General features: G+C 42.4%; 13 protein-coding genes. 4 read left to right on the forward strand and 9 right to left on the reverse strand.

Annotation, left to right across the window (positions count from 1 at the left end):
* Positions 1 to 9: 9 nt before the first annotated feature.
* Both hmpA and V7783_RS19220 read right to left on the reverse strand, forming a co-directional pair.
* Positions 10 to 1,191, reverse strand: a complete 1,182-nt coding sequence (hmpA, locus tag V7783_RS19215) for an NO-inducible flavohemoprotein (protein WP_335680106.1) — start codon at positions 1,189 to 1,191, stop codon at positions 10 to 12.
* 10 nt (positions 1,192 to 1,201) lie between these two features.
* Positions 1,202 to 2,434, reverse strand: coding sequence for an NnrS family protein (locus tag V7783_RS19220; protein ID WP_335680107.1), 1,233 nt, complete (start codon positions 2,432 to 2,434; stop codon positions 1,202 to 1,204).
* Positions 2,435 to 2,600: 166 nt separating this feature from the next.
* Here V7783_RS19220 and norR point away from each other — a divergent pair, with 166 nt between their 5' ends.
* Both norR and rsgA read left to right on the forward strand, forming a co-directional pair.
* Positions 2,601 to 4,184 (forward strand): nitric oxide reductase transcriptional regulator NorR, encoded by a 1,584-nt coding sequence (gene norR / locus V7783_RS19225; RefSeq protein WP_335680108.1) that lies wholly within the window; start codon positions 2,601 to 2,603, stop codon positions 4,182 to 4,184.
* A 221-nt stretch (positions 4,185 to 4,405) separates the two neighbouring features.
* Positions 4,406 to 5,455 carry a ribosome small subunit-dependent GTPase A gene (gene rsgA, locus V7783_RS19230; RefSeq protein WP_335680109.1) on the forward strand — a complete coding sequence of 350 codons (1,050 nt, stop codon included), beginning with the start codon at positions 4,406 to 4,408 and terminating at the stop codon, positions 5,453 to 5,455.
* On the opposite strand, the gene V7783_RS19235 is transcribed toward rsgA, so the two are convergent.
* Positions 5,441 to 5,638 carry a hypothetical protein gene (locus V7783_RS19235; RefSeq protein ID WP_335680110.1) on the reverse strand — a complete coding sequence of 66 codons (198 nt, stop codon included), beginning with the start codon at positions 5,636 to 5,638 and terminating at the stop codon, positions 5,441 to 5,443. The genes rsgA and V7783_RS19235 overlap by 15 nt on opposite strands.
* Before the next feature lie 29 nt (positions 5,639 to 5,667).
* Positions 5,668 to 6,564, reverse strand: a complete 897-nt coding sequence (locus V7783_RS19240; protein WP_335680111.1) for a LysR family transcriptional regulator — start codon at positions 6,562 to 6,564, stop codon at positions 5,668 to 5,670.
* Positions 6,565 to 6,690: 126 nt separating this feature from the next.
* Between V7783_RS19240 and V7783_RS19245 the strand changes: the two genes are divergently transcribed.
* Positions 6,691 to 7,260, forward strand: coding sequence for an NADPH-dependent FMN reductase (locus tag V7783_RS19245; RefSeq protein WP_335680112.1), 570 nt, complete (start codon positions 6,691 to 6,693; stop codon positions 7,258 to 7,260).
* A gap of 5 nt (positions 7,261 to 7,265) precedes the next feature.
* Here V7783_RS19245 and V7783_RS19250 read toward each other — a convergent pair whose 3' ends face one another.
* Positions 7,266 to 7,712, reverse strand: coding sequence for a tellurite resistance TerB family protein (locus tag V7783_RS19250; RefSeq protein WP_335680113.1), 447 nt, complete (start codon positions 7,710 to 7,712; stop codon positions 7,266 to 7,268).
* Positions 7,713 to 7,807: 95 nt separating this feature from the next.
* Between V7783_RS19250 and V7783_RS19255 the strand changes: the two genes are divergently transcribed.
* Entirely contained in the window at positions 7,808 to 8,179 is a 372-nt protein-coding gene (locus V7783_RS19255) for a hypothetical protein (protein WP_442961397.1), read from the forward strand.
* An 11-nt stretch (positions 8,180 to 8,190) separates the two neighbouring features.
* Here V7783_RS19255 and V7783_RS19260 read toward each other — a convergent pair whose 3' ends face one another.
* From V7783_RS19260 to leuC, 4 genes are all read right to left on the reverse strand, one after another.
* Entirely contained in the window at positions 8,191 to 8,784 is a 594-nt protein-coding gene (locus V7783_RS19260) for a hypothetical protein (protein ID WP_335680114.1), read from the reverse strand.
* Positions 8,785 to 8,908: 124 nt separating this feature from the next.
* Positions 8,909 to 9,874, reverse strand: coding sequence for a hypothetical protein (locus tag V7783_RS19265; RefSeq protein ID WP_335680115.1), 966 nt, complete (start codon positions 9,872 to 9,874; stop codon positions 8,909 to 8,911).
* 116 nt (positions 9,875 to 9,990) lie between these two features.
* Complete coding sequence (leuD, locus tag V7783_RS19270) at positions 9,991 to 10,590, reverse strand: 3-isopropylmalate dehydratase small subunit (RefSeq protein WP_335680116.1); 600 nt, start codon at positions 10,588 to 10,590, stop codon at positions 9,991 to 9,993.
* Positions 10,587 to 11,990: a 3-isopropylmalate dehydratase large subunit gene (leuC, locus tag V7783_RS19275; RefSeq protein WP_335680117.1), complete on the reverse strand. Its 1,404-nt coding sequence runs from the start codon at positions 11,988 to 11,990 to the stop codon at positions 10,587 to 10,589. The genes leuD and leuC overlap by 4 nt, the downstream gene beginning before the upstream one ends.
* Positions 11,991 to 12,009: the final 19 nt, after the last annotated feature.

A 12,009-nucleotide genomic window follows, 5' to 3' on the forward strand; every position in this document is an offset into this window, starting at 1 on the left:
ATTTTGTTATTAAATATCTTGGTGTGGACCAAACACCTCATAATGAATACGTGCGGTATCCACGCCAAGGGCGAGTAGTTGCTGTTTAATGGCAGCCATAAAACCAGTTGGACCACAAATATAAAAATCACCTTGTGTGAGCGGTAATTGTTCTGCAACAACGCTAACATCCATCAAACCAGTAAAGTCACCGCCCTCACCACCTTGATTCAACCAAGTATAATGATTTAATCGAGTATGCGCCGCGGCTTGCTCCGCCAAAAACTGACTAAATGAATGTTGCTGGGTATTTTCACACGCATGTAAATAAGTGACCGCTTGATTCGATGTATCGCTTAATAATGTTTGTAGCATTGCCAGCATCGGTGTTTGGCCAACGCCCGCAGAAATTAATACCGCAGGTTTATTATTTGCGCGCAAAAAGAAATCTCCTGCTGGCGGGTAAAGCTCCACAACACGACCCTCATCAAGTGAATGCAAGTAATTAGATACAATCCCTGCAGCTGGCAATAACTCTTTTTTCACGCTAATGCGGTAGTTCTCACCATTGCTTTGTTGGGAAATTGAATACTGACGAATTTCACTGTATTGCGCATCATCGGGTTTCACTTTAATGCCTAAATATTGACCTGGTTTATGCGCTATTACGGCTTTGCCATCAACTGGAGCTAATGTAAAACTGGTTACTAACTCTGATTCACTGTGTTTGTTAGCAATCACAAACTCACGAGTCCCCGCCCAACCACCGTGGTTATTTTTACTGTGCTCATATAGAGCCGCCTCTTCGGTGATACAAATATCAGCAAGTAGTGCGTATGCCTCACGCCATGCGTATTCAACTTCAGCTGTAAATTGTTCAGGAAGCAGCTCTTTTAAAGTACCTATTAAATGACCACCTACAATCGGATAATGCTCAGGTAAAATATGCATGCTGGCATGTTTATGGTTAATACGCGCCAGCGCTTCTTTTAATACGGCTAAATTATCAATATTTTGTGCATAAGCGGCCAATGCATTAAACAATGCAAATTGCTGACGGCCACTGCGCTGATTAGTCATATTAAAAATATCCTGCAACTCAGGATTATGGCTAAACAATCGGCTATAAAAATGCTCAGTAACGACCGTACCCGCCTCAGCTAATAACGGCACGGTACTTTTAACTATTTCAATGGTTTTATCAGATAACATACAACTTCCTTTAACCACGACGCCCATCAACACGACGCCGCGTTAATATTGGAAGACAGTGGAGTAAGAACAACGAAAATGCCACAATCCACAGTACAGCACTCAGCTGCCATGCGATGTGTGGCCCAATAATAAAAGGTAATAACGAACGAACAATGGCAGCCACAAGCACGAGTGCAAATGCCACAGCCATAAAATGAGGAATAGTTAAAGGACGCCCGGTATGACCATGAGATACGCGTGTCATCATGGCTAAAATCATCAACCCAATCGTGCCTATGGTGATCATATGCAATGCGTCTTTAAACAAAATAACAGAGCTGTAAAAACTCAGTGCAACCAATGCTAGTCCAAGCCCAAGTGCTAGATACGAAAAGTGCAACGACCATAGCAGGGGAACGTTGAACATTTTATAATTCCACCACAGCAATGAGCGGCTTAAATGCAATACAGCAACAACAGCTAAAGCCCACCCCGGATTAATACTAGATATGAATAACTGGCTAATAAAATAAAGCACGACAGCAAACAACGAGCTGTAAAGCAGTATTTTATCTAAACGCGGAGTACGCACTTGCTCAGCTAAACCTAAACCGCGAGCAGTAAAAAAGGGTAACACTCTGCCTGCAACCACACCTACAAGTAGGGTCATTACTAGTACAGCGGTATCAACAACAGCAAGCGCCAACAATATATTTTGTTCAATAGACAACCATAAATAAATAATATTTAACGCACACAACGCACTTAAAATCGGCAGAAATTGATAGTTATTCTTGTTGTTTGCTTTAAGCAACATATTAGCCAAGGCCGTAATTGCTCCTAACCACCAAAATAACTGACAAAAGATCACCGCATATAAATTAAAGTTTTCTATGCCAGTACCAGTTATAAAAAAGGCACCTCGCGCCGCTAACCACACCACACTTAGCCATAGCAATTTATTACCACTAATACTCGCAACCCCAGTCCAAGTTTGTGCAGCCGTTAGTAAAAACCCCACCGCAACAACGCCTGCGAAACCAAACATCATTTCATGCGCATGCCAAAGCATTGCTGGCATATTTAGGCTCCAGCTTGCATGGCCAGTTAAGATCATTAACCAATAGCCAATCGACAATACAGCTAATAATCCTGCGGCTAAAAAATAGGGTCTAAACGCCAACAGCCATAACGGCCATTGACTCACATGATATAAGCGTATTTTTTCTGGTAGTGGTTCGGTTAAATTGATTGGTTGCATTCGCTTAATTAACTCACCTATTGAATCGAATAACTAGCTATTGCACAGACCAAGCCAACATTTAAAAACTATAAAATTCAACACATTAACCATTTAACGTTTGACAAATAAGTCTTTATGACTCAAATTATAAAAAGACAAATAAACACGTTTGAGTCATTTTGACATGATAGAGAATCAAAGCTTATTAAATGCTGCTGTCACGCTTGCCCAAGTGCATACTCAAGAAGAGCCTTTTCAGCAACTTATAGATTGCATTCAACAGCTGATCCCAAGTGACGCGATTGCATTGCTGACCCTGCAGGGAGATGTACTGAAACCGCAAGCAATTCATGGTCTGATGCCCGACACTTTAGGCCGGCGCTTTGTGATTAATGAGCACCCACGTTTACACGCTATTTGTAATGCCAAACAACCGCTACAGTTTGCCCACGACTGCCCTATTCCCGATCCTTATGATGGCCTACTATCAAGCAAAACCGGGGACATTCCTGTTCATGCTTGCCTAGGAATACCGCTGCTAAACGATGCTAATGCCTTACTTGGGGTTATCACCCTAGATAGCCTTGATGCCAAGGCCTTTGACGATTTAAATCTAGCTGATTTAGCGCAACTAGGGGCGTTGTGTGCTGCACATTTACAAACCACACTGCAATTACAGCAATATCAAAATCATGCCCAACATAGCAGTGCCTTAGTACAAGAGCTGAACCGTGAAGCACTAACCCGTGATGGCATAGAAATTATCGGCCAAAGCCCTGCAATGCAAACCCTTAAAAACGACATCAAACTCGTTGCTGCTTCTGAGTTTAGCGTGTTGATACAAGGTGATACAGGAGTGGGGAAAGAGCTGGTTGCACGCAACATCCACCTTCACTCCAAACGGAGTGAACAGCCGCTAATTCACTTAAACTGTGCGTCATTACCAGAGAACCTCGCTGAAAGTGAATTTTTTGGCCACGCCAAAGGAGCCTTCACAGGTGCACAGAGCGCTCGCCAAGGAAAGTTTCAACTTGCCGATGGCGGCACGCTGTTTTTAGATGAAATAGGCGAACTTCCGCTTACCATGCAAAGCAAGCTATTACGCGTATTACAAAGTGGTGAAATTCAAACCGTAGGTGAAGATGACATAAAGTACGTTGATGTACGGGTGATTGCGGCCACTAACCGCAACTTAAAAAATGAAGTCGCCGAAGGACGCTTTCGCGCCGATTTATATCATCGTCTCAGTGTTTACCCACTCACAGTTGCACCGCTTAGTGAGCGCGAAAATGATGCTATTTTACTGGCAGGCTATTTTGTTGAACAAACTGCTCGCAAGCTCGCTATAAAACAACTTAAACTCAGTGTTGAGACGCAATTGCTGCTGACTCAGTACAGTTGGCCAGGTAATGTTCGCGAGCTTGAGCACGTTATAAGCCGCGCAGCTCTAAAAGCGAAACAACAACAATGGCAACAAGCGATTATTACAATTACCCCTGAGCATTGTGACTTAACGGCAACCGCTGTATCAAATGCTCATTTGGGCGCACACGATAAAGCTGAGCATACAGCTTATGTATTCAATCAAGAACGTAATAATTTATCGCTAAAACAAGCGTGCGATACTTTTACTCAGCATTTAATTAGTCAACAGCTTGAACAGCATCAGTTTAATTGGGCTGCAACGGCGCGCACTTTACAGCTTGATAGAGCAAACCTAGTCAGGCTCGCTAAGCGCCTGGGGATTGCAGTCAAAAAGTCATTTTAATGCTTAGTTTAGCTGCATTTTAGCTGAATTAGCATATACTGGCGTATAGCTAATTATAGATAACAACTAACTGGAGATATTTGATGATTGTAATAAACACCCTTGCTGGGCATGTTAACTCTTAATAATTAAGACTTGCCCGGCCATTAGCCGGGGCAGCTGTTTTACACAACATTAAACAGCGAACCCCTCTTTTTTTACTCTTTGGAGTATGGGGTTTTATGAATACTCACTTAAATTTAAGCCAACTAGGTTGGCGAGCTTTTTTTCAACAACAAGTAACATTAGACGAACTAGAAACGACCTTAATTGCCCGCGTTATAGCATATCATCGCGACCATTTTATAGTACAAGCTGAAAATGGTTGTCATACGGTGCAACATCATCCAACCCAAAGTCCGCTTACGGTAGGTGATTGGTTACTGCTAAAACAACACGAGCAACACTGGCTGTACTATCGGCTGCTTGAGCGACTAACAGTTATCACCCGCAAGGGAGCAGGTAGTAAATTAGCACAGCAGTTAATTGCTGCAAATATTGATACTTTGTTTATTGTCAGTTCTCATAACAAAGACTTTAATTTAAGTCGTTTTGAGCGTTATTTAGCACTGGCGCATCAAAGTGGTTGTGCACCTGTAGTAGTACTGACTAAACGCGATCAGTGCGAACAACCTGAGCAATATTTAGCAAAGTTAGCTGAACTAGATCGGCATTTAATTGTGCTATCTGTTAACGCGCTAGATAGCCTAAGTATTGAGGAGTTACGTCCTTGGTGTAATTCAGGTCAAACGGTTGCATTTGTTGGCTCCTCCGGTGTGGGTAAATCAAGTTTAGTAAATGGTTTATCTGAACTACCAGTGGCTACAACCGCAAGGATCCGTGAAGACGATAGCAAAGGGCGTCATACCACCACGTACAGGGCACTGCATGTACTTGAAAGTGGCGCATTGTTGCTGGATACGCCAGGTGTTCGCGAGTTGCAACTTGCAGATTGTCAGCACGGCGTTGAGTTAACTTTTAGTGAAATTAATGAACTTGCTGAGCAATGCCGTTTTGCCAATTGCGGCCACCAGCAGGAGCCAGGCTGCAACGTACAACAGGCATTGCAACATGGAACATTGACGCAGCGACGATTAGATAACTACCACAAACTGCTCAAAGAGCAACAGCATAATTCTCGCAGTCTAGCTCAGTTACGTAGTCACGATAGAAACCGAGGAAAGTTTTATCGTGGTGTGCAAAAACAGATGCGCGACTTAAAGGGCCGTTAAATCTTGTTGTTTTGGCGCTAAACACGGGCTGGCTAAATATTGTTTAGCCAGCTTTTTTGCTGTTGGTGGAAAATACACGATGACCTCACAATACAAGTCATTTTTAGTAACATAGCGCACAAGTAGCGACATATTATCATCTGCGCTTTGCTTTATTTGCTCAAGCTGTGAACCTGCCAACATCGCATCTCCAAGATTTTTGTAATGCCACATCAGCCTAATTTACGCTCTTGAAAATACGCTTTTAATAACTGGCTAAATGCCTGCACTTTCGCCGTGCGGTGCACTAAATGGTGCGTCACTAACCATAAGTCAGTTGGCCAACTAAGTTCATTAGCCAATACAGGAATAAGATCTGGATATTGCGCCGCAACATCATGCTGCAAACCACCAATCCCCAAACCTTTAACGATTGCTCTAGTTGCTTCTGAAGTTTCAGAGACCCGCAGCTTCACTTGTTCAGCGGGAATATTTTCATCTACCCAGGCAAAATATGGCACTTTGCCATTGTAGCCCGCCACCCCAGATACAAAATTATGCAGCGGCAGTTGCTTGAGGGTTTTTGGCATACCATGCTTATCTATATACCGCTTAGAGGCATAAAACCCAGATGATAAATGCGCTAAGTGCTGAGCGATATAATCACCTTCATCAGGACGAGGGCCAGCTCGCACCGCAATATGGGCTTGACCATGGTCGAGACGTAAACGATTTTGATCGAGTATCACTTCCAGCTGAACTTGCGGATGCAGGCTTTGAAATTGCTCGCATACGTCACTTAACACATCAATAAAACCACTGACTGTTGTGAGTAATAAACTGCCACGCAAGGTACTGTCAGCAGCAATTATATCGTTATGTAACCGCTCAAGTTCGCTATTGATAGATTGCGCGGCGGTGAATAACTTAGCACCGATCTCCGTTACTTTATAACCCCGGGCATGGCGATGAAATAAACGTGCATTTAAACTTTGTTCAAGATTATTAATTCGTCTAAGTACGGTACTGTGATGGACGTTGAGTTTTTCAGCTGCGGCTGTGAGTGTGCCCAGTCGCGCTACTTCATAAGCTACTTTTACGTCTTGCCAGTCATCAAATTGGATTGCCATACTCGCCCTTAACTTTTAATTGTGCGTATATGCACATAAGTTTTGCGTTTATTTGGCTTTTCTGCAAGTAAATATTTGCTAAAGTAACTAACAGACAAACTAAATTAATTAATTAAGGCGAACACCATGACTGCACCAAAAATTATTGCCTTAGCAGGCAGCTTACGTAAAGACAGCTTTAACCAAAAATTGATCAATGAAGCAGCCCGTTTTGCATTAGAAAGCGGTGCAGAAGTTGAAGTGATCAAACTTGGCGATTTAAACTTACCTATGTTTGACGAAGATATAGAAGCGCAAGGCACGCCAACAGGCGCACAGCTTTTAAAAGACAAACTTCGCGCTGCCGATGGTATTTTACTTGCCAGCCCTGAGTACAACGGTTCAATTACCGCTGTACTTAAAAATGCCATTGATTGGGCATCCCGCACAGAGCAAGGCGCGGTACCTGCATTTCGTAACAAGGTAACGGCATTATATGCCTCATCACCTGGTGGGTTAGGCGGCCTACGCGGCTTGAATCACGTTCGCGATATTTTATCAGGCATTGGCAGCCTAGTACTTGCCGACCAATTAGCAGTACCAGCAATTCATACCGTGCTGGATGAAACAGGCCGCATTAGCGACCCTGTGACAGCGGAACGTGTTGCAGGTCTTGCCCAGCAATTAGTCAGCGTAGCCAGCAAATTAAATAAATAAACCGCTTATGAAAGTTTTGTCGCTGCCAATTTGGCGGCGATAAAGTCTTCATGGGTTACATACAATAAACTAGCAACGCGACGAATGACATATTCTTCTTGCGGATCAAGTTCACCATCTGCATAGGCTAAACGCCACAGCAATTCAATTATTTCAATGCGCTGCTCGGCACTACATTGAGCATTGATTTGTTTAGAGAACTGAAAATAATCAATCGCTTCATCTAAACTTTCGCCGGCCTGCTCTGTTAATTGTGCAACGTCTTCATCGCTTAAATTAAAATACTTTTTTAAAGTTAATGCTAACGTTTGGAGTTCATCTGCTTGCTGCTCACTATCAGCACGCATCACCTCAATCAATAGTGCTGCTATCGCCGTTTTCAGATCATGCTCTTGCATCGTTGATGGTTGTTCACTAAATGACGAAAAAAGCTGTTTAATTTGTTTGAACATCACATTTTCCCTTTTTGGGTGTTAGACTTAAATCATAACTGAGGCACCACTTTAGTTAAATCAAGGGTGCAATACAATAATGGAGTTCAAGGTTTATGAAAGGAAAAATGCTAAATAGCCTAACAATTATCACCATACTCGCGCTGCTTGTAGGTTGTAATGTTGCATTAGCTGAAAAAGGCGAGACCGAAAAACTCTATGATTTCGATGAAAAAGTACATTATTACCAAACTAAAATTGACGATAATAACTATCATCTAGAAATTCAGTCTGACGACTATCAGCATTTTAAAAACCAAAGCGTGTTTTTACTGCGCCATGCTGATCGTTTATGTCGCGGAAATCCGTTTATGCTAAAAGTGACTGATGGTGTACAAGAGTATGATCGTTTCCCAACCAAACCCCGCAAATATCAGCCACCTTTAACAGTATTACTACAATGTGAGACTGAACCGACAAAAGACTAGCCTTTGCTTTTTTAGTCTTTATAGCCCCAAGGTGAAGCTGGCGGTGTAATTGGTTTAGTTAAATCAAAATCAACGCGAAACTCGCGACCTTGGCGAATTAAACGGTAAGTGAATTTTTCTGGGTAGATATACATTTGCCACGTATTACCAATCGACTGTGGAATACCTTGGCTAACAAACAATTCTTTTGAATACTGATCGGCAGGGAAAGACTGCACACTCTTAAAGCCCGCATCAATTGTATGGCCGCCATACATAGTCGATATATCATCAGTGCCGTCTTTATGACGATGATCGTGCTTTAAGCTCAAGCCACTGCCAGTTTTAGTAATGATCCAGGTACGCGATGCATCTTCACCGACATGAAACGGCACTTGTAACTCGCTATCAGTGCATTTACGAACATGCATAACTAATTTTTTACCGGCAAACGAACTTGGTCCTGTGGCATTATCAACCGTTACAGTTCCTTCATACGCCTTACCGCAGTGAGCAGCAATATTATCAAAAAAGCCATCATGGCTTGGAATAGATACCAAAGGCGCAGGGCGTGCAAAAGCCGCCGTAGACGCAAGTAATAAAGTCGCAGCAGTTAATAATTTCATAGCATGTTCCTAAAAGTATAAAATTGCAGCTTAGCCTGTTAATAAATACAAAGGAAGTAATCGCGGTGAATGGGAATTCAGTTATAAGTAATCTAAAGAAAGTTAGCCACCTAAAACAAATAACTCAAACAACTTTTTCTGCTCTGTTTTTTATCATTTTTAATAATGAGTTATGAAAATCTTGAAAAATAAACTCCCCCCATAAGCGAGAGTAAATAGTAAAGTTGGTATTATCTTCAACCGTTGTTTTTAAAGTTAACATAGTTTGTCCATTAGCTGTTGCTGTTAAATAATACCCTCCATAGAGAGGTGAAAAATATTCCCCTCCTAGCTTTACATGTTTGTCTAGTGCGTTGTCCGGAATCAAATCAGGATCGATATCAAACTGGTAGAGCATTTGTTTTCTTGGCTGCCAATCCGTTATAACCTCTTTAAATACAACACCACCTTGCCATTTACTGGTTCTCACGGCTCCTACACCTTGTGAATCCATATCCGCCTGCAAAGGCCGAGGAATACCAATTAATTGTGAAAATGACATTGGGAACTCTTCGTCTGCAATGTAACTCACACTCGCCAATTGCCGCCAAACAACATCTATTGGCGCATTGATAACAATTGAGTTTTTAACTTCATATGTTTGCGATAACTTTAAAAAATTCACCTCTAGAGGTGATAACATCAAGGGGAGCAGCACTATCGACATTGCTGCTTTTTTACTTTTTTGTACCAAGGTTCTATGTACAAAACCGGCCAATAAACCACCAATACTTGCAAATAACATAAATGCAGGTAGCGCCATGGCGACGCAGATACTCCCCTCTAAAAGAGTGATTATACTTACCAATAAAAACACAAAAATAGGCTGCCAGGCCTTAACGGCCATTTGCTTATAGGTTAACAATGTCTCTGATGTGCATTCAAAATAAACTCGAATATAGCCAATCGCAACAGGGACTAAAAACATAAAAGAAATAGTGACTAAACTGCCGAAGTTAAACTTATCACTGAACTCTAGGAATAACCGCATAGATATTCCATAAAGCACACCTAAAATAATGCCTATGTATTTTGGAGAAAGCGTTCGCATAAATAGTTCTTATAATATTTAATTGCCAATAACGTTCCGAAGTTAACAACTATTTTTAACTGCGGCAATAAAAAACGCGGCCTTAGCCGCGTTTCATTCACTTATTGAGTAAACCTTTACTGCCAAGGACGCTCGGCGTTAAGCTTTGCTTCAAACGCATCAATTTGTGGATTCAGCGTTTCGGTTACACCGATAAAGTCTAAGCCGCTTAATAAACGCTCTTTTACGTCTTTACGGATATCAAAACTGATTGGGGCAAACTTATTGCTGGTAAGCACCTGATTTTCAAGATCGATGTCGATATGAATATCGTCGTGCTGTTCACTCAGTACAAATAAGTCTTCCAATGTTTTTGCTGGAAATGCAATCGCAAGCATTTGGTTATTACCGCAGTTGTTAAAGAAAATATCTGCAAAGCTTTCTGCCAAAATCACTTCAAAACCGTATTGTTTAAGTGCCCACGGTGCATGCTCACGTGATGAGCCACAGCCAAAGTTATCACGAGTTAATAATATTTGTGCACCTTGGTAACAAGGGCGATTTAAAATAAACTCAGGGTTTGGCTCGCCGTTATCTAAATAACGCCAATCGTAAAACAAGGCTGCATCAAAGCCGTCACGGCTGGTTGAGGTTAAAAACTGCTTAGGAATAATTTGGTCGGTATCGACGTTGTTTTTATCAAGTGGGGCCATTAAGCCGCTAAAATAGATGCTCATTTGGCTTCTCCTCTAATATCAACAAAGCGACCATGAATTGCTGCAGCAGCAGCCATCGCAGGGCTGACTAAATGTGTACGACCACCTCGGCCTTGGCGACCTTCGAAGTTACGGTTAGACGTAGATGCACAGCGCTTGCCTGCGCCTAAACGGTCATCGTTCATCGCTAAGCACATTGAGCAACCCGGTTCACGCCACTCAAAACCAGCAGCTTTGAAAATATCGGCTAAGCCTTCATCTTCTGCTTGCTTTTTAACCAAGCCAGAGCCTGGTACAATTAACGCTTCAACACCGGCGGCTACTTGTTTGCCTTCAACAATCTGGGCGGCAGCGCGTAAATCTTCAATACGGCTATTGGTACATGAACCAATAAATACCGTATCTACCGTCGCTGACGATAACTTATCACCAGCTGTTAAACCCATGTATTTAAGGGCACTACGGATCGCATCAGCTTTGATCAAATCAGGCTCTTTATCTGGATCAGGAATACACTCATCAACACCAATAACTTGCTCAGGGCTGGTGCCCCAAGTAATTTGCGGCTGAATGCTGCTCGCTTCTAGCTCAACAACTAGATCAAACTGTGCGCCTTCGTCAGTTTTTAGCGTTTCCCAGTAGGCAATTGCGGCATCAAAATCTGTGCCTTTCGGTGCAAACGGGCGACCTTTTAAGTAATCATAAGTAATTTGATCCGGTGCGATTAAACCTGCTTTTGCGCCCATTTCAATACTCATGTTACACAATGTCATACGCGCTTCCATTGACAGTGCTTCAATGCCTTCACCACAAAACTCAGCTACATAACCAGTTCCACCGGCGGTACCTAGTTTACCAATCACCGCCATGATCAAATCTTTGGCCGTCACAGTTGGTCGTAATACACCATTAATTTGAATTTTTAATGACTTAGCTTTTTTCTGTTGTAGCGTTTGCGTTGCTAGTACGTGCTCAACCTCTGACGTGCCAATACCGTGAGCAAGTGCACCAAATGCACCGTGCGTTGAAGTATGGCTATCGCCACAGACTATGGTTGTGCCCGGTAAAGTGATCCCTTGCTCAGGCCCCATGACATGTACTATGCCTTGGTTAATTGAGTTTAAATCATAAAGCGTAATGCCAAATTCTTTACAGTTGGCATCAAGCGCCATTAATTGATTTTTTGATACTTCACTGGCGGCATCTAATGAGCGACTTTTGGTCGATACATTATGATCCATGGTTGCGATGGTTTTTTCAGGACAACGTACTGTACGGTTTTTTTCACGTAGGCCTGCAAACGCTTGCGGCGATGTCACTTCATGTACTAAATGACGGTCAATATAAAGTAAGTCGGTTTGCTCATTAATACTGGCAACGACATGTGCTTGCCAAATTTTATCGTATAAGGTTTGGGCCACTTGCTGATCCCCTAATTGG

Source organism: Pseudoalteromonas sp., assembly GCF_036960685.1.
Classification (GTDB): domain Bacteria; phylum Pseudomonadota; class Gammaproteobacteria; order Enterobacterales; family Alteromonadaceae; genus Pseudoalteromonas.